The organism is Micromonospora acroterricola, assembly GCF_003172955.1.
In the GTDB taxonomy this organism is placed as follows: Bacteria; Actinomycetota; Actinomycetes; order Mycobacteriales; family Micromonosporaceae; genus Micromonospora; species Micromonospora acroterricola.
The window spans coordinates 1-17,679 of sequence record NZ_QGKR01000305.1 but is presented as its reverse complement, the minus strand read 5'-3'; the positions used below and the strand labels follow the sequence as shown (position 1 = coordinate 17,679).

The 17,679-nt window shown below is 73.8% G+C and carries 18 protein-coding genes; 8 read left to right on the top strand and 10 right to left on the bottom strand.

What is annotated here, in order from left to right; all coding sequences use genetic code 11:
* Positions 1-111: 111 nt before the first annotated feature.
* From DKT68_RS26855 to DKT68_RS26845, 3 genes are all read left to right on the top strand, one after another.
* Positions 112-990 (top strand): alpha/beta fold hydrolase, encoded by an 879-nt coding sequence (locus tag DKT68_RS26855; protein ID WP_109820170.1) that lies wholly within the window; start codon positions 112-114, stop codon positions 988-990.
* Between the two features lie 363 nt (positions 991-1,353).
* Positions 1,354-1,788: a hypothetical protein gene (locus DKT68_RS26850; RefSeq protein ID WP_146218438.1), complete on the top strand. Its 435-nt coding sequence runs from the start codon at positions 1,354-1,356 to the stop codon at positions 1,786-1,788.
* A gap of 11 nt (positions 1,789-1,799) precedes the next feature.
* The gene (locus DKT68_RS26845; protein ID WP_109820168.1) at positions 1,800-2,195 is read left to right on the top strand and encodes a hypothetical protein; all 396 of its coding nucleotides are present in this window, start codon (positions 1,800-1,802) and stop codon (positions 2,193-2,195) included.
* A gap of 35 nt (positions 2,196-2,230) precedes the next feature.
* Here the strand turns inward: DKT68_RS26845 and DKT68_RS26840 are convergent, their stop codons facing one another.
* Both DKT68_RS26840 and DKT68_RS32225 read right to left on the bottom strand, forming a co-directional pair.
* Entirely contained in the window at positions 2,231-4,414 is a 2,184-nt protein-coding gene (locus DKT68_RS26840) for a hypothetical protein (RefSeq protein WP_109820167.1), read from the bottom strand.
* The gene (locus DKT68_RS32225) at positions 4,407-4,583 is read right to left on the bottom strand and encodes a hypothetical protein (protein WP_236647088.1); all 177 of its coding nucleotides are present in this window, start codon (positions 4,581-4,583) and stop codon (positions 4,407-4,409) included. Before DKT68_RS32225 ends, DKT68_RS26840 begins: the two co-directional genes overlap by 8 nt.
* A 232-nt stretch (positions 4,584-4,815) precedes the next feature.
* On the opposite strand from DKT68_RS32225, the gene DKT68_RS32220 reads away from it, so the two are divergent.
* Positions 4,816-5,169, top strand: a complete 354-nt coding sequence (locus DKT68_RS32220) for a cupin domain-containing protein (RefSeq protein WP_236647087.1) — start codon at positions 4,816-4,818, stop codon at positions 5,167-5,169.
* 19 nt (positions 5,170-5,188) lie between these two features.
* Here the strand turns inward: DKT68_RS32220 and DKT68_RS26830 are convergent, their stop codons facing one another.
* Complete coding sequence (locus DKT68_RS26830; RefSeq protein ID WP_109820165.1) at positions 5,189-5,965, bottom strand: TetR/AcrR family transcriptional regulator; 777 nt, start codon at positions 5,963-5,965, stop codon at positions 5,189-5,191.
* Between the two features lie 88 nt (positions 5,966-6,053).
* Positions 6,054-7,688, bottom strand: coding sequence for an MFS transporter (locus DKT68_RS26825; RefSeq protein ID WP_109820164.1), 1,635 nt, complete (start codon positions 7,686-7,688; stop codon positions 6,054-6,056).
* A 226-nt stretch (positions 7,689-7,914) separates the two neighbouring features.
* On the opposite strand from DKT68_RS26825, the gene DKT68_RS26820 reads away from it, so the two are divergent.
* From DKT68_RS26820 to DKT68_RS26810, 3 genes are all read left to right on the top strand, one after another.
* Positions 7,915-9,207: a sensor histidine kinase gene (locus DKT68_RS26820; RefSeq protein ID WP_109820163.1), complete on the top strand. Its 1,293-nt coding sequence runs from the start codon at positions 7,915-7,917 to the stop codon at positions 9,205-9,207.
* Complete coding sequence (locus tag DKT68_RS26815; RefSeq protein ID WP_109820162.1) at positions 9,195-9,860, top strand: response regulator transcription factor; 666 nt, start codon at positions 9,195-9,197, stop codon at positions 9,858-9,860. The genes DKT68_RS26820 and DKT68_RS26815 overlap by 13 nt, the downstream gene beginning before the upstream one ends.
* A gap of 98 nt (positions 9,861-9,958) precedes the next feature.
* Positions 9,959-11,017, top strand: a complete 1,059-nt coding sequence (locus tag DKT68_RS26810; protein ID WP_109820161.1) for a Gfo/Idh/MocA family oxidoreductase — start codon at positions 9,959-9,961, stop codon at positions 11,015-11,017.
* 47 nt (positions 11,018-11,064) lie between these two features.
* On the opposite strand, the gene DKT68_RS31255 is transcribed toward DKT68_RS26810, so the two are convergent.
* The 3 genes from DKT68_RS31255 to DKT68_RS26800 all read right to left on the bottom strand — a co-directional run bounded on the left by DKT68_RS31255 (position 11,065) and on the right by DKT68_RS26800 (position 13,008).
* The gene (locus DKT68_RS31255; RefSeq protein WP_161556704.1) at positions 11,065-11,223 is read right to left on the bottom strand and encodes a hypothetical protein; all 159 of its coding nucleotides are present in this window, start codon (positions 11,221-11,223) and stop codon (positions 11,065-11,067) included.
* Between the two features lie 276 nt (positions 11,224-11,499).
* A complete protein-coding gene (locus tag DKT68_RS26805; protein ID WP_074318338.1) occupies positions 11,500-11,718 on the bottom strand; it encodes a hypothetical protein in 219 nt (72 codons plus the stop codon).
* Positions 11,719-11,916: 198 nt separating this feature from the next.
* Positions 11,917-13,008, bottom strand: a complete 1,092-nt coding sequence (locus tag DKT68_RS26800; RefSeq protein WP_109820160.1) for a PIN domain-containing protein — start codon at positions 13,006-13,008, stop codon at positions 11,917-11,919.
* A gap of 205 nt (positions 13,009-13,213) precedes the next feature.
* Here DKT68_RS26800 and DKT68_RS26795 point away from each other — a divergent pair, with 205 nt between their 5' ends.
* The gene (locus tag DKT68_RS26795; RefSeq protein ID WP_109820159.1) at positions 13,214-15,244 is read left to right on the top strand and encodes a glycosyl hydrolase family 28-related protein; all 2,031 of its coding nucleotides are present in this window, start codon (positions 13,214-13,216) and stop codon (positions 15,242-15,244) included.
* Positions 15,245-15,354: 110 nt separating this feature from the next.
* Here the strand turns inward: DKT68_RS26795 and DKT68_RS26790 are convergent, their stop codons facing one another.
* The 3 genes from DKT68_RS26790 to DKT68_RS26780 form a co-directional block, all read right to left on the bottom strand.
* Entirely contained in the window at positions 15,355-15,696 is a 342-nt protein-coding gene (locus DKT68_RS26790) for an MmcQ/YjbR family DNA-binding protein (protein ID WP_109820158.1), read from the bottom strand.
* A gap of 67 nt (positions 15,697-15,763) precedes the next feature.
* Positions 15,764-16,390, bottom strand: a complete 627-nt coding sequence (locus DKT68_RS26785; RefSeq protein WP_109820157.1) for a CG0192-related protein — start codon at positions 16,388-16,390, stop codon at positions 15,764-15,766.
* 127 nt (positions 16,391-16,517) lie between these two features.
* Positions 16,518-17,615 carry a cellulose binding domain-containing protein gene (locus DKT68_RS26780; RefSeq protein ID WP_109820156.1) on the bottom strand — a complete coding sequence of 366 codons (1,098 nt, stop codon included), beginning with the start codon at positions 17,613-17,615 and terminating at the stop codon, positions 16,518-16,520.
* Between the last annotated feature and the right edge of the window lie 64 nt (positions 17,616-17,679).

Below are 17,679 nucleotides of genomic sequence, written 5' to 3'. Positions count from 1 at the left end.
GAGACAGGATCCGGCACTGACCGGCTGCTGATCGGCGCGGGGCAACCTCGACCAGGTACGACGGCGAGGGGCCACCGCCCCCGCCGGCCCTGCGCACCAGGAAGGTTCCCCGTGGACCCCAGGATCAACGGATTCGACTACCGACGCGTCACCGTCGCCGACGGCGTGACGCTCAACGTCGCCGTCGGCGGCTCCGGCCCGCCGATCGTGCTGCTGCACGGCTTCCCGCAGACCCACCTCATGTGGCGGCACGTCGCGGCCGACCTGGCCGCCGACCACACGGTCATCTGCCCCGACCTGCGCGGCTACGGCGACAGCGACAAGCCCGTCGACACCGACGGGAGCGGGTACGCCAAGCGCGTCATGGCCGCCGACATCGTGGCCCTGGCCCGGGCGCTCGGCCACGAGCGCTTCGCGCTGGCCGGCCACGACCGGGGCGCTCTGGTCGCGTTCCGCGCCGGCCTCGACCACCCGGAGGCGATCACCCGGCTCGCCCTGCTCGACGTGCTGCCCACGCTGGACATGTGGGACGTGCTGCACGGCGTCACCGCCGCCGTCGCCTTCCACCTGTACCTGATGGCGCAGCCTCCGGGCCTGCCGGAGAAGCTGATCGGCGGCAGCCCGGACGCTTTCTTCGGTCACTTCCTGGACGCCTGGACCCGTGATCCCGAGGCGTTGCCGGCGGAGGTGCGGGACGCGTACCTGCGCGCGTCCCGGGACGCGGTCACCTCGATCGTGGCCGACTACCGGGCGTCCGCCGGGGTCGACGTCGCCCACGACGCCGCCGACCGGGCGGCCGGCAACCAGCTGCGGATGCCGGTGACGGTGCTGCAGCAGGACTGGGGCGCGGCACTCGGGTACGACGCGGCCGGGCTGTGGCGGGCCTGGGCACCGGACCTGGCGCACCGGACGGTCACCTGCGGGCACTTCATGGCCGAGGAGGCGCCGGCCGAGGTGGTCCGGGAGCTGCGGGCCCTGCTCGCGCGGTAGCCCTGCGGCCGGCCGCACCCGCCAGCCACGGAAGTAAGATCTCCGACACTCGGTGTCACGTGGTGGTGTGGTGCGGCCGGCCCGTTCCGTTCCCCAGCGCGCCAACCCGGCAGCGCCCCTGAAGTTGCTCTGACCTGCGGATATGCGACGTTACACAAAGTGGACGCCACCTCCCGATCGGTGCTACACAGGCAGATACCGGCAGCCAACGACGGCGAGTCGTCCCCCTCGACCACCGACCGTCCACGCACCGTCACCACCCCGGGCTTCGCCGCACGGACCGCAGCGCGGTCGCGCCCCGTCCACACGGCAACGGTCCGCCGGCCGTGGCGGGTGACGACGATCCTCGACCAAGGAGTCGCCGTGGGGCATCTGCGCATCCGGTCCCGGCACCAGCCATTCGAGGTGGCCGCCCTGGCCATGGCTCCCATCTGCGGAGTCCTGCTGCTCACGCTCGGCGTCCGGCCGAGCTCGGTCCAGATGTCGATGCCCGTGCCGATCCAGATCGGTTGGGAGATCGGTCTGATCGCGGTCGGCGCGGGCGGTCTGCTGGGCATCCTGTGGCCCGGCCGGCTCTCCACCGGGCTCGGCATCGAGCTCGCGTCGGTCGTGGTGTTCGGCACCATCAGCGGGATGTACACGATGGCACTGCTGGTCGTGTCGGGCCGGCAGGCCGTCGCGGCGGCGTCGTTCATCACCGCCCTCGCCGTCGGGTCCCTGTGGCGGGCCGTCCAGATCGCCATCGACCTCCGCCGGCTGGCCCGTGCCAGTCAGTGCACGATCCACGAATCGGTATAAGGCGGTATTCCGTGATCTCCACACCGGCACCCAACGCACCCCCGTGGTTGCAGGTGGCGCTCAGCGCGTTCGGCATCCTCGGCGGCACCACCGGTCTGGCCGCCATCGCCACCGTCGTTGTACAACGGGGCAAGTTCAAGGCCGACGCGGCCGACACCCTCACCGAGGCCGCCCTCACCCTGGTGCAGCCGCTACACACCCGGATCACCGAGCTGGAGGAGGAGGCGCTGAACGCCCGATCGGAGCTGGGGGCGCTGCGCGAGCAGGTCAACCAGTTGCAGTTCGTGGTCCGGGTGCTCACCCGCACGCTGGACCGGTGGCGTGCCGCGATCCGCTCGCCCGAGGCCACCCTGCGCAAGGTGCGGGCGGTGGTCGCGGAATCCGAGCGGCTGCCGGAGGACCGGTGACGGTCGGTTCCGAACGGCACCGGTCCCTCCATCGTTCAGCAGCGGCCGGGGTCGCGTAGTCGTCCGACGAGTTCGCGTACCGCCGCCCGGAACTCGGGGTCGTTCTCGCCCGGCTGGTGCCCCCGCAGTGGCGGCGGCCGACGTTCCCCCGGCCGCGGAAGCACGTCCCGTGGGTCCCGCAGCCGCCGATCGACCCGCATGGCCGGGTCGGAGGGATCCGGGGACGAATCGCCGGGCCGGTGCGCGGCGAAGATCCACCCGCCCACCGGGTCGGTGTCGCGCCACAGGTTCAGCCACCGCCACCCGATCCGCTCCCCCACCTCGCGCAGCACCCCCTGGTTCAGGTACGCCGGGAACAGTCGGGCGTACAGGCGGCCCAGCGGGGACCCGTAGGTGAGCAGCGCGACCCGTTGGCGCACCTCCGGGGGCAGCCGCAGCACCGCGAGGGCCAGCAGCGCCGAGCCGTGGCTGTGCCCACAGAGCAGCACCCCGGCGTGTCGCTCGGCGAGCTGGGTGATCCGGTCGACCAGCTCCGGCACCGCCCGGTCGGCGTAGCTCGGTGGTGCGAACGGGTGGGCGGCCCGAGGCCAGAAGGTGCCCAGGTCCCACAGGATGCCGACGTGCCGGCGGAACCACGCCGTCCGGTAGGCGAGGATCCCGCCCAACAGCAGGGCCAGCACCACGCTGGCGGTGAGGTAGCTGCCCACGGCGAGGCCGAAACCGACGGACCCGGCCGGCAGCCCGAGGAGACGCCCCAGCCGGTCCGGTTCCAGCCCGAACAGCCCCAGCACGCCCGTGGTCAGGCCGATCGCCGCCAACGCCGCGTACGCCACGCTGAGCATTGCCAACCTCTCGGTGAACCGCGCACGAGCGATGGCCCTCGTCACCTGCTTCAGCTGCTCGGCGGCCCCCGGTGGCGGGGACGGGAAGTCCCCGGCGGTGATCGCCGCCGCGGCACGCCACCTGGGTGCCCGCGAGGTGAGGGTCAACGCGCCGCAGAGCAGCACGCCGGCGCTCACGTGGAGGAAGAAGGCCAGGACCGTCCACTGGTACGGCAGCGGCGGCCCACCGTCACGCTCGTAGCCGCCGAGCAGATTCCCGGTCTGGTAGACCAGATCGGAGGAGAACGCGCCGGCCAGGCCGACCGCGATCGCCGCCACGACCGCCGCGCCCAGCCCGGTGGGCAGAGCGGAGCGGCGGTCCCCCCGGGCGTAGTGCCACAGCACCAGCCCGCTCAGCACCACGAGCAGTGCCATCTGGCCGAGCATCGCCCAGCTGACGACCGGGCCGTAGCCCGGCAGCCCGGGTGACGGCGGCCAGCCGCGCTCGTCCAGGGCGACGGCGGCGAAGGCGGCAACGCTGATGCCGTACGCCAGCACCCGTACCGTCTCGGCGGTCCAGGTGGCCGCCCGCGCGGTCGCCGCACCGTCCAGCAGCCCCGGGACGGCGAGCAGGCCGACGCAGACCAGCAGCACCGCCCCGGTGAGCGCCAGCAGCACGATCGACGCGGTCGTCCGTCCGCCGCCGCTGGAACGGGCCTCGAGCAACACCAGGTCGAGCACGGCGAGCGCGGTGGCGACATGGATCGCCCGCAGCCGTCCCACGAGTGGCTCGACCGCCCACAGCGGGTGGGCGACCGGACGGCGCCGGCGGGCACCCAGCAGGCGGAGGAGGACGACGGCGGCGACCGGCAGCAGAGCCAGCACCGCCAGTCGCTGCCCGACCTGCCGGCCCTCGAGCTCGACCATCCCGGCGAAGGGAGCCGGGCAGCGGGCGACACCGAGACACCGCCAGGCGAGCGAGTCGAGCGCCACACCGGCGATCGACAGCACGAACAGCGCGGTGAGGTTGAGCGCGAGGAGCCGGCACAGCACCGTGACACCGGACCCGCTGCCCCGGCCCACCGGTCGCATCCAGACCGCCACGTTGCTGAGCATGAACGGCAGCAGGAGGACCAGGGAGAGCGTCCGCGCCACCGTGCCCGAGGGCAGGTCGCCCCACCGGTACGCCTCCAGCGCCACCCCGTCCGGGTCGGTGTCGCCGGGCTGCCGCCCGGAAACGGGGCGGTGGAAGCCACCGCTGCTGTCACCAGCGATCTGCTGGACGTGCGCCCGGCCGAGGACCCGCTCGGGCCGTGCGCCTGAGACGCCGTGCACCCGCAGCTCCACGATGTCGTGTGGCGCCAGCCCGCCGCGGTGGCTCGGGGTCCCCTCAGACATCGGTCCGCCGCCGGTCGACCGGCCCGTCCGCCGGACGCCGGTGACCCCGGTCGAGCGGCGCCCGGGTCAGCGCGAGGATGACGGCCGGGTGGAGGAAGAGCTCCAGGAACGACGCCCGCCGGGGGTTCCCGCGCCGCTGCGGCAGCCGTCCCGGAAGCCCGTTCGCCATCGCCATCCTTCCCGGCCCCCGGTGTCGCCGCCGATCCAGTCGTACCACCCGGACGGCCGGGTCCGGGTCGGTTCCGTGCGGGCCCGCCGCTCCGGGTCGGCGGCGCTGTCCCCCGCCGGGTGCACGGACACCGGTCAACAGACCGTTTCGGCCGTGGCGCGGGGCGGATCCCACTAGAGTCACCTGCGTCTGGGGCACGAGCGCAGACGCCGTGCGGAACCCGGAGGGGCTCGTGGCGAAGGATCCCGGCGACGCGTCGGCGCCCAGCGTCAAGCGCACCGAGCTGCAACGACACCCCGCCTCCGCGCCGGGCCGCCTGATCGTGCAGACGCTCTTCGAGATCCCGGTCGGGCTGGCGTCGGGGCGGCACAGCCATCCCGGCGAGGAGGTCGGCTTCCTCATCCGCGGCACGGTGGACATGGAGTTCGACGACCGGCCGACGCTCACCATCCACGCCGGGGAGCCGTTCCTGATCCCGCCCCGGACGATCCACAACGCCCGCAACGTCACCGACGACACCACCACGATGATGCTGTCGACGTACTTCGTGGAGGAGAACGAACCCCTGGTGACGCAGTACCCCTGATGGGCGACGCCCGGTGGAGCTACGCGGGCTCGCCGGCCGCCGCCCGCTCGGCGACCACCACCGAGATGCCGTCGAGGACCCGTTGCAGGCCGAACTCGAAGGCGTACTCCGGCCCGTACGCGGCGCCGTGCTGCTGGCCGGCCGCGGTGCCGACCCGGGCGGCGGTCGGATAGCTGCCGGCGCTCATGAACCTCTCCAGCCAGGGCGCGTGCGACTGCCACCACTGGCCGTCGGTCATGCCGGTCTCCCGCTCCAGGTCGACCACCTCGGACGCGGCGCGGGCGGCGCTCTTCACGTGCCCGAGGACGAGGGTGAGCACGGCGTCCATCTCCACGTCGGTGAGACCGATGTCCGCGACCGCGCTGAGCTCGTGGTCGTACTTGGCCACCAGGTGGGGCCCGAGCACCGGTCGGGTCGTCTCGGCGCGCAGCATCCAGGGGTGGCGCCGGTAGAGCGCGAGATTGTCCCTGGCGATCCGCTCCAGCCGCGCCCGCCAGTCCCCGGCGACCGCCTCGCGGGGCATCTCGCCGTACGCGGTGTCGATCATGACGTCGACGAGTTCGGCCTTGCCCGGAACGTACGTGTAGACCGACATGGTGCCGACGCCCAGCGCCTCGGCGACCCGGCGCATGGTCAGCGCGTCGAGGCCCTCGGCGTCCGCGATGGCGATGGCGGCCCGCACGATCCGGTCGACGGTGAGCGCCAACCCGGCGCTGCGGCTGGTGGGCTCCCGGGTCCGCCAGAGGATGGCCAGGCTGCGGGCCGGGTCCGCCGTCGCCCTACGCTCGCTCGCCATGGTGCGGCCATCCTAACAACGGGCCGTACGCCGTACGCCGTCCCGCCCGGCGGTCGACCGGCCGGCCCGTGCGCCGGTGACCACCCCGTCAGACCGCCTCCCGATCGTCGTCCAGCATCGGGCCGGCGGCGGCCGGCACCAGGTGCCGCACCTCCGGTTCGCCGTCGGTCAGCTCCCGGGCCCGCTCCTCGGCCTGGCGGTCCTCGCCGGTCAACCGGCCGCCGTGCTGGCGCAGGTGCTCGTCCCAGGACGGCACCAGGTACACCTCGACGAACCGGTCCGTGGTCTCGGCCGGCCGGAACAGCCCCCAGCGCATCGCACCGGTCCGCTGGCGGGCGCCCCGCACCAGGTCCATCGCCGCCAGGAACGGTTGCGTGCACTCCGGCCGGACCGTGTACTGCACCGTCACCAGCACCGGCCCCACTCTCGGGTCCGGCTCGTGCGCCAGGTGCAGCCGCGGCCAGTAGGTGGCCGGGTCCCGGTTCACCGCGCGCAGGTCCGGCAGCGGCCAGATCCGGCTGGTCACGGTGCCGACCAGCATCAGCGCCGCCGCCGCGAGAAAGGCGGTGACCAGCCCGGCGAGGTCGGCCACCAGACCCCAGACGAGCGCGCCCACCGCCTGCCCGCCGGCGAAGAACACCTGGTAGACGGCCAGCCCTCGGGCGCGCACCCAGCTCGGCAGGAAGAGCTGCATCTCGGCGTTCACGTTGGCGAGCACCGTCACCCAGGCCAGCCCGGCGGGCAGCAGGGCGACGAGCACCAGCGGCACCGCCCGTACCGTGCCGACGACGGCGAGCGCGACGGTGAACAGCACCCCGGCGATGAACAGGAGCTGGTTGGCCGACAGCCGGTCCCGGATCATGGCCAGCAGCAGCCCACCCGCGACGGCCCCGACCCCGAGTGCCGCGAGCAGCAGACCGTACCCGCCGGAGCCCAGCCCGAGCCGCCGGTCGGCGACCAGCGGCAGCAGCGCCCAGACCGCGCTGGCCGGGACCACGAAGACCATCGCGCGGCGCAACAGCCGGCGGACGGTCGGCGAGTGCCGCACGTACCGGCCACCGGCGCGCAGCGCCGCGGTGAACCGCTCGGGCACCTCGACCGCGCGGGTGTTGCCGGGCCGCCACCGCGCCAACGCGTACACGAAGATCAGGAACGCGACGGCGTTGAGCGCGAAGACCGGGGCGACGCCGGTCCGGGCGATCAGCACACCGGCCACCGCCGGTCCGATCGCCCGCGCCACGTTCACGCTGATCGAGCCGAGCGCGGACGCCGACCGCAGCTGGTCCTGCGGCACCAGCTCCGGGATCACCGCCGCCCAGGCCGGCAGGGTGAGCGCCTGCCCGACCCCGAACGCGAAGGTGAGGGTGAGCAGCAGCGCCGGCGGCATCCGGTCGGTGAGGGTGAGCAGGGTCAACGCCACCGCCACCGCCACCAGGAACAGCTGCACGGAGATCAGCAGGTGCCGGCGGTCGAAGCTGTCGGCCAGCACGCCGGCGGGCAGCGCCAGCAGCAGCACCGGCAGCAGGCTGGCGGTCTGGACCAGGGCGACCAGCGTGGAGGCGTTGGAGTGGTGGATGAGGAGCCACTGCGCGCCGACGGTCTGCATCCAGGTGCCGATGTTGGCGGCGAGCAGGGCCAGCCACAGGTTGCGGTAGACGGCGGTCCGCAGCGGCGCCCACGCGGAGGCCGGACGGTTGGCGGGTCCGGCGTCTCCCGTCACCACCGCCGGACCGCCACGAAGGTTCTGGCACCCATGTCTCTCCAGCCCCGCCGGCACAGGTCACACGGCTCGCGTGACGGCGACTTCTTCCCGTTTCCGGCCGTACCACACCAGTCACCCCACGGTCACCGGAGCCGGCGCACGGGCGACGAGGGTAGGTCTGGGCATACCTCGACGAGGGGATCTGGACGGCTGGGTCGGCCCCGGCACGGCGATTAGCGTCTGCGACATGACATCGGAACACCCCCGCCACCTGGCCGAGGCGCTGCGCCGCCGGGGCTGGCTCGTCTCCGCCTGGCCGTGGCGCGCGCTGGTCTACCTGGTCAGCACCGTGCCGGTCGCCGGCGTGCTCGCCGTCGGGCTGCTCGTGATCGTCGGGCCCCTGCTGGCCGCCCTCAACGCGGTGTGGCTGCAGGGCCGGCCACCGGAGATCCCGCTCATCCTGTTCCTGGCTGTCGGCAGCCTCACCCTGCTGGCGCTGGCGCCGCTCGTGAGCTTCCCGGTGGCCGCCGTCGAGCGGTGGCGGCTCGGCCTCGTGGACGGCCGCCCGCTGCCCCCGTCGCCGTGGCCGGGCCTGGCCGCCCGCTACCGCACCGCCGCCGGCTGGCGGGAGGTGGCGTACCTGTTCTGGCTGGGCGGGTTCGTGCCGGTGGCGTACTGGGTGTTCCTGCTGCTGGTGCTCCTCGACCTCGGGCTGGTGACCAGCCCCTGGCTGGCCGGCGACGACAACGAGCCGGTCGTCATCTGGCGCACGGTGAACAGCGCCAGCGAGGCCGTGCCGTACGCGATCGTGGGCGTGCTGCTCATCCCGGTGCTCTGGTACGCGGCCGGCCTGCTCGCCGCCGTCCAGGCCGCCGTGGCCCGGTGGGCGTTGGCCTGGCCGGTCGACGCGGCCGCGCTGCGCGAGGTCGCCCGGTCCCGGACCCGCCTCGTCGGCGCGTACGAGGCCGAACGGCGCCGGATCGAGCGCGACCTGCACGACGGCGCGCAACCCCGGTTGACCAGCCTCACCCTTCAGTTGGGGCTGGCCCGGCTGGACGTGCCCGAGGACTCCCCCGCCGCCCGCCCGCTGGCCGTCGCGCACGACCAGGCCCGGGGCCTGATGGTGATGCTCCGGCAGTTGGTGCACGGCATCCGGCCGCAGAGCCTCACCGACCTCGGCCTCGCCGGCGCCGTACGGGAGCTGGCCGACGCCGCCACGGTCGCGGTGACCGTCCGCGCCGACCTCGACGGCGAGCTGCCGGAGGTCGTCGAGACCACCGCCTACTTCGTGGTGTCCGAGGCGCTGGGCAACGTGGCGCGGCACGCCGGGGCGACCCGTGCCGAGGTGCGCCTCACCCGCGCCGGCGGTGACCTCGTCGTCGAGGTGTCCGACGACGGCCGCGGGGGCGCCGAACCCGCCCGGGGCAGCGGCCTGACCGGTCTCGCCGACCGGGTCGCCGCCGCGGACGGCCGGCTGCTGCTCGCCAGCCCGCCCGGCGGGCCCACCCTGGTCCGGGTGGAGCTGCCGTGCCGTCCGTGACCAGGGTGGTGCTCGCCGAGGACGAGGTGCTGCTGCGCGAGGGTCTGGTCGCGCTGCTGACCCGGTTCGACTTCGCGGTGTGCGCCGCCGTCGGGTCGGCTCCGGAGCTGCTGGACGCGGCCCGCGCGCACCAGCCGGACCTGGTGCTGACCGACATCCGGATGCCGCCGGGCCGCCGCGACGACGGGTTGCGCGCGGCCGTGGCGTTGCGCGCCGAGCGACCCGGCCTTCCGGTCGTGGTGCTCAGCCAGTACGTGCAGACCGGGTACGCCGCGGCGCTGCTGGACAGCGGCGACGGCCAGCGGGTGGGCTACCTGCTCAAGGACCGGGTGGCGGAGGTGACCGAGTTCGTCGACACGCTGCGTCGGGTCACCGCAGGTGGCACCGCCATCGACCCGGACGTGGTCCGGCAGTTGCTGCACCGCCCGCGCGACCCGCTCGCCGCGCTCTCCGCCCGGGAACGTGAGGTGCTGGCGCTGCTCGCGGAGGGCCGGTCCAACGCGTCGATCGCCGCCCGGCTGCACGTCACCGAGGCGGCGGTCGGCAAGCACGTCGGCAACATCCTGCTGAAGCTCGACCTGCCGCCCAGCGACGACACCAACCGTCGGGTGCTCGCGGTGCTCACCTACCTGCGGGCGGACCCGGCGAGCTGACCAGCGGCGGGCCCGGGTCGGGCCCGACCCTCCGGGGCGTAGATTCGCTGACCGGGACCGCCGCCACCAGTGCGCGGACCGGGAGACGGGAGTACGGCATGGCGGAGGCGCTGCGGGTCGGTCTGCTGGGGTACGGGCTGGCGGGCCGGGTGTTCCACGCGCCGCTGATCGCCGCCACGCCGGGGCTGCGGCTGGACGCCATCGTGACACGCGATCCGCAGCGGCGCGAGCAGGCCCGGCAGCACCACCCGGAGGCCCGCCTGGTCGACGACGCCGACGAGCTGTGGCGTACGCCGGACGCGCTGGACCTCGTGGTGGTGGCGACGCCGAACCGGCAGCACGTGCCGCTGGCCCGGGCCGCGCTGGCCGCCGGCCTGCCGGTGGTGGTGGACAAGCCGCTGGCCCCCACCGCCGCCGACAGCCGGGCGCTGGTCGAGGAGGCCGACCGCCGGGGAGTGCCGCTGACCGTGTTCCAGAACCGCCGCTGGGACGGCGACTTCCGGACCGCCCGCAGCCTCGTGGAGCAGGGCGAGTTGGGGCGGGTGCTCCGCTTTGAGTCCCGGTTCGAGCGTTTCCGTCCGACCATCAAGCAGGGCTGGCGGGAGCTGGCCGCGCCCGAGGAGGCCGGCGGCGCCCTCTTCGACCTGGGCGCCCACCTCGTCGACCAGGCGGTGCAGCTCTTCGGCCCGGTCGACCGCGTGTACGCGGAGGTGGACCGCCGCCGCGCGGGCGCCGAGGTCGACGACGACGCGTTCGTGGCGTTGACCCACGCCAACGGGGTCCACTCGCACCTGTGGATGAGCGCGGTGACCGCTCAGCTCGGGCCCCGGCTGCGGGTGCTCGGCGACCGGGCCGGCTACACCACGTACGGGCTGGACGTGCAGGAGGCGGCGCTGCACGAGGGTGGCCGGCCGGGCCAGCCGGGCTGGGGCGAGGTCCCGCCGGAGCGGTACGGGATGCTCGGCGTCGACGGTGAGCTGCGGCCGGTGCCCACCGAGGCCGGCTCGTACCAGAGCTTCTACCAGCAGGTGGCGGCGGCGCTGCGGGACGGCACGCCGATGCCGGTGGATCCGCGGGACTCGGTCGCCGTCGTCGAGCTGATCGAGCTGGCGCACCGGTCGGCTGCCGAGGGCGTTGTGCTCCCGGTGCGGGCCTGACCGCCCACCGTCGATCTGGTGCCACCCGGGTCCGGCTGGGACCTGTCCTAGTCGGCCTGGCGTTCGGTGCGGGCGTGGTCCGACACCCGGGCTTCCTCGTCGGTCAGCGCGTCGTCGAACCGGTCGGTGAGCGCGGCCAGCCGACGCTCGGCCTCCCGCGCCTCCTCCTCGATCCTCAGGTTCTCCTCGTCGGGACCCTGCGACATGGGCGACCTCCATCGGGCGCGAACCGGCCTTCCTGGTGTACCCCGCCTGACGCGGGGGACACGGGGATTGCCGGAACGCGCTGAGCCGCCCGGATCGAGGGACACTCCCTTGATCACTTGATGCTCGGTGGTCGGATCAGCCCCGTCGACGACTGCGCAGCGTCACGTGATCGAGGAAGCCTGGGGTCGGCCGGTGGCCAGGGCCGAGCGCCGGGCCGGCCGGTGACCGCGCCGGGCTGGAGCCCAGGAGCGTTGCCGGCCCGGCCCGGTGCCGGATCAGCGCGTCAGTTCGCGCCAGGAAGGGTGGGTGCCGCGCCAGGCGTCGGCGAGGATGGCCGCCGAGGCCCGGCTGGGGCACTGCTGCACCCGCTCACGACCCGACGCCCCACCGATCTGGGCGCGGACCTCCCAACCCTGCCCGTCAGTACGGATGTACACGTCCCGGCGCCCGCGCGGGGTCGTGTCACCGTTCCACCAGTGTTCCTCCACCATCATTCGCCGACCGTATAGCAATTTCTCGGCCAGGGGTACGGCGCAGGTGGGCTCAAGGCGGGGCGATAGCCGCATTTCGGGCGCAGTTGCGGCCAACTCTCAACACGGAGGAGCCACCCCGGCCACTCCTCCCACCCTGAGCAGCCGATCAGGGCCGGGACCAAAGGCCAGTGAGCGGACCGGCCCTGGACCGGCCGGCGCTCACCCCTGCGCGGTGAGCAGGTAGTCGTCGGCTTCGGGGCTCCATCGCAGATCGACCGCACCGCTGGTAGCGGCGGCCTTGCAGAACTGGAGGAAGCTGCGGTAGCCGAGCTTCTTCTCGCTGAAGTCGGGCCGGGCCCGGCGCAGCTGGTTCTTCAGCCCGGACAGCGCCACCGGGTTGCCGCTGCTGCCCAGCTCCGCCACGACCCCGCGCAGTAGGCCGAACGCCACCTCCCGATCGCCGTGCTCGGGCAGCGAGACCTCCGGGTCGCCCTTCGCGGGGCCCTCGGCCAGCTCGATCACGGTGTGCACGGCGAGGTGGCGCAGCAGTTCGCCGAAGGTGCGGAACCCGTAGTCGGACTCGCTGAACGTCGGATCCTTGCGCAGCAGCGTGCGCTTGAGCCGCGAGGCGGTCACCTCGCCGCTGGCGCTGCCCTGCAGCCCGGCCACCGTCTGGGCCACCAGCACGGCGAGGGCGTCCACGTCCCGGCCCGGCTCCTCCCCCGTCGGCTGCCGCCCCTCCTCCGGCTCGTGCTCCCGCTCCGGCTCGGGTGGACGCTGGTCCGGACCCGCCTGCCGGACGGCACGACCGCGCCGGCTGGGGGTCGGCGGGATGTCCACACCCTCCAGACGGTCGTAGTAGAGGAACTCGTCGCACGCCGGCGGGAGCAGCGCCGAGGTCGACCCCTCGACGCCGACGCCGATGACCCGCTTGTTCAGCTCGCGGAGCTTGTGCACCAGCGGGGTGAAGTCGCTGTCGCCGCTACAGATCACGAAGGTGGAGATGTAGTCGCGCTCGAAGGCCAGCTCGATCGCGTCCACGGCCATCTTGATGTCGGCCGCGTTCTTGCGGGAGGCGCCCATCCGTTGCGGGATCTCGATCAGCTCGACATGGGACCGGGTGAGCATCCGCCGGTCCTCGTCGAAGTACGACCAGTCGGCGTACGCCCGGCGCACCACCACGCGCCCCCGCTCGGCCAGCGCGTCGGCGATGGGCCGAAAGTCGAAGGCCATGCCGCCACGGTTGTCGCGAGCCCCCAGCGCGAGGTTCTCGTAGTCGAGGAACAGGGCGATCCGGTCTTCTTGATCCACGTGGTTCAGCCTACGCCCGCCGGCAGCCCCTGCGGTGGAGCTGGGCAATGGGGAGAGTCGCATCAGCTTGTCGGTTTCTTTCTGCTTACCGGTCGTCGCTTTTCATGTTTCCATCTAGCTCTTGCAACGTGACATTCGCCACTGGCATCATGACGGTCGATGCTGAGCGCCGGTGGAGCGCCCGCGGACCACAGAGGAGAGTCCCATGTCCCGGAGCAGGACGCCGGCGCGGCAACGCACCCACCGGCCACTGACCGCGGGCGCGGTCGTGACCGCGACCGTCCTCGCGCTGCTGGGCGGCGGGCCCGCCGCGACCGCCGCGCCACCCACGGCCGCGCAGCCGGTGGTCACCCGGGCGGCCCTCGGCCCGGCGCTGGTCGCCGGTCGCGGCGCGAACGTCGACTTCGTCGAGCAGGAGGCGGAGAACGCCCGCACCACCGGCGAGGTCATCGGCCCCGACCGATCCGCCTACACGCTGCCCGCGGAGGCCTCCGGCCGCCGTGCGGTCCGGCTCACCCCCGGCGAGTACGTGGAGTTCGTCCTGCCCAGCGCCGCCAACGCGATCACCGTGCGGTACAGCATCCCCGACGCGCCGCACGGCGGCGGGATCACCGCCCCGCTGGGCGTCGCGGTCAACGGCCGGCACGTGCGCGACATGACGCTGACCTCGCAGTACTCGTGGCTCTACAACCAGTACCCGTTCTCCAACGACCCCCAGGCCGGGCTGCTGCACCCGGACTGGTGGATCACCGAGTGCTCGTGCGTGCCGTCGGCCACCACGCCGTACCCGACCATCAGCACGCCGTTCCGGCCCACCCACTTCTACGACGAGCAGCGGCTCCTGCTCGGGCGCACCTACCGGGCCGGTGACCGGGTCCGGCTCACCGCGCCGCCCGGCAGCGCCGCCGCCTGGACCGTCATCGACCTGCTCGACTCCGAGCTGGTGGCGCCGCCGCACGTCCGGCTCCTCGCGGCGAACGTGCTGGCCTTCGGCGCCGACCCCACCGGCCGGCGGGACTCCGCCGACGCCCTGGACCGGGCCATCGCCTTCGCCCGGCGCACCCACCTGAAGGTGTACATCCCGCCGGGCACCTACCAGGTCAACCGGCACATCACCGTTGACGACGTGACCATCGAGGGCGCGGGCAACTGGTACACGGTCATCAAGGGTCGCGAGGTCACCCTGCCGACGCCCGCGCCGGACGGCTCCGTCCACACCGGCGTCGGGTTCTACGGCCGGGACGCCGCCGACGGCGGCAGCCGCAACGTCCACCTCTCCGGCTTCGCCATCGAGGGCGACGTCCGGGAGCGCATCGACACCGACCAGGTCAACGCGATCGGCGGGGCGATGAGCGACTCGACCATCGACGGGCTCTACCTGCACCACACCAAGGTGGGCCTGTGGTTCGACGGCCCGATGACGAACGTACGCGTCACCAACAACATCATCGTCGACCAGATCGCGGACGCGCTCAACTTCCACACCGGCGTGACCGACTCACTCGTCGCGCACAACTTCGTCCGCAACACCGGCGACGACGGCCTGGCGATGTGGTCGGAGAAGACGGCCAACGCGCGGAACACGTTCGACCACAACACCGTGCAGTCGCCGACGCTGGCCAACGGCATCGCCATCTACGGCGGCACGGACAACACGGTGTCGAACAACCTCATCGCCGACCCGGTCCGCGAGGGCAGTGGCATCCACGCCGGTTCGCGTTTCGGCGCGGAGCCGTTCACCGGGCACCTCTGGATCACCAACAACACCACCGCCCGCGCCGGCACGTACGAGCTGAACTGGAACATCGGTCTGGGGGCCATCTGGTTCTTCGCCCTGGACCGGAGCATCGACGCGACGATCGAGGTGGTCGGCGACGCGTACCTCGACAGCACCTACAACGCGATCATGCTGGTCAGCGACTGGCCGGTGAAGGACCTCTACTCGATCAGCAACGTGCACTTCCGGGACATCCGGGTCGACGGCACCGGCACCTCGGTGGTCAGCGCCCGCTCGGCCGGGTCCGCCTCGTTCGCCAACGTGGACGCCCGCAACGTGGGCGCGGTCGGCGTCAACAACTGCGGGTCCTTCCACTTCACGCCGGCCGGCTCCGAGTTCACGCTGACCGATCTCGGCGGCAACGACGGCGGCTGGCTGGCGCCGTGGCTGCTGCCGAACACGATCACCTGCGACGACCGGCCGCCGGTGTCGCCTCCGCCGCCACCGGCTCAGTGGTGACCGCGGCGGGGGCCCGACTGCTCGGGCCCCCGCCGCCGTCCGTCGGCCCCGGCTGGGCGGCCGTCGACCGTCTCCGGCCCGCGCCCGGTCGCCCGCGGCAGGCCAGCCCCTCAGCCGCCGAGCCGCTGCCGGGCCAGGAACTTCGGCACCACCATCCGCCACGCCTCGGTGACCAGCTCGGTCATGTAGCCGTGCTCGAGTCGGGCCGTGTGGCAGCACACCCAGTGGAAGCGCATGTCGGCCTCGCCGGGCAGGAAGAACAGCTCCGGCTCGGCGGCGACCAGCCCGGCCCGCTCCTGCCGGGGAAACCCGAAGCCCATCGTCGCCTCGTCCCGGGAGAACGCGACGTAGACGATCGACCCGACCCGGAACTTCACCCGGTCCCGGATCAGGTGCTCGCTGCTGCGCGGAAGCGTCCGTGCGAGGGCCCGCACGTCGGCGACGGTGACCACGCCCCGACCGTAACGGCCGGCCGGCCGACACGTCGACCCGATCCGGCCGGGCCGGGCCGCCGTGTCGTCAGCGCGCTCGCGCGTACGCCAGCGGCACGGCCGTCGGCTGCCCGTCCCAGCTGCCGCTGAGCACCGCACCGGCGGCGTCCACCGCACCGAGGCCGGGCCGGCGGACGACGACCAGCTCGACGGAGTCGGTGACGACGAGCGTGGCGTCCTCGTCGGCCGTTGGTCGCACACCGCCGGTCGACGGCGCGCCGGGGTTCCCGGCGACGATCGTCATGGTCGGCTCGCGCAGCTCGCGCCGGCCGTCGACCTCGACGTACTGCTCCGCCTGGCCGCTGCCCGAGAGGATCGCGTGGGCCAGCACCGCGGCGTACACCGGGTCGCCGCAGCCGTCGTACACCCAGCGGGGGCCGAGCACCGAGTGGTCGGCGGTGCCGACCAGCCAGTCGTCGGCGCCGTCCAGCGGCGCGGCGCGGTAGGTGAGCGGCACCTGGTGGACCGGACCGTCGGCGGGGCCGACCAGCATCGTCTCGATGCCGACCGCGTCGGCCGGGTCGTCGAAGCGGTAGGCGCCCCGGCTCCGCACCTCGACACCGGCCGGTCCCCGGTACCAGGGACGGCCGGGCAACCAGGTCGCCAGCAGTTCGAGCTTCGTGGGGCGCAGGGTCGCCCGGTGCAGCAGTGCCATGCCGCCAGCCTAGGGACGGCCGACCGCACAGCGGGCCCCGGGCCGCCCGCCGTGGGCGGCGCCAACCGGTGCACGCGCAACGACGGCTACCCGCCGTGGCGTTCGCACCGACCGTCGCGACCCCCCGTCAGAGGCCCGCGCACGGGTTGCCGCCCACCGTGCAGCCCTCCGGCTCCCTGGCCTTCGGTCGGCTGTCGCGGACGTCGAAGCGGAACGTCTGCGACCCACCGGCCGGCACGGCCGGCCCGGTGAAGGTGAACGTCTCCCCGTCCCGCCGCAGGTCAGCGCCGTCGACGTCGTCGACGCTGCTGCCCTCGGCGAGGGTGACCACCACGACCCAGTCCGCCACCGGCGCGCCCGCCGGGTTGTCGACCCGCACCTCGCCGGTGTAGCCGAAGAGCCGGCTGGAGTCGGTGCGGTAGCTGGCGGTCAGCGGCTGCGGCGCCGACGGGACCGAGGAGAGGGTGGGGGACGGCTTCGCCGTCGGGGTGCGGCTCGGGCGGGCGGTCGCGGACGCGGCGGTCCGCGACGGACGCGTCGAGGGCGCGGACCTCGGCGTGCCGGTGGGCGCCACGGCCGCCACGGTCGACGACGACGAGGACGAGGACGGCGACGAGGACGCCGTGGGCGGTCCGGCGGCGCCGTCCGGCTCGGTGGGCAACGTGACCCACGCCGCCAACCCGGCGACCAGCACGACCCCGGCCAGCACCGCGACGACCGTACGGCGGCGGCGTGCGCCGGCCGGGCCGCGCGCGCCGATCGTCGGCAGTTCCGTGGTCATCCCGACCTCGCCGCGCCGCAGGTCGACCTGCTGGAACGCGAGCCAGTCGAGAATGGCCGGCAGCCGCACGGTCAGCGCCTGCCGGAGCTGCTGCTCGCGTGGGTCGTGCTGCTCGGCGGACCAGCTGCCGTGCGTCGTGACCTCCCGGACCGCCAGCCGACAGCCCTGCTTGGTGACCGTGACGACGCAGGTCAGCTCGGTGAGCCGGCCGGCCTCGTCGCAGCGCATCGCGAGCAGCTCCGGCACCCGCCGCTCCGTCACCTCGACCTCGACGTTGGCGTCGAAGCCGGGCAACTCGGCCGTGTGCAGCACGAGCCGGTCCGGGACTCCCGCCACCGTCTCGGCCTCGGCGAACCACCGGCCCAGCAGCTCCCGATCCGTCAGTGCGAGCCACACCCGGTCCGGCGGGTGGGACAGGTCGACCTGCGCGCCGATCTCGATCACGGCGCGACTCTACGGCTTGCGCGCGCGGCCCGTCCCGCCCGCCCGGGCGGCGGCCGATCCGGTC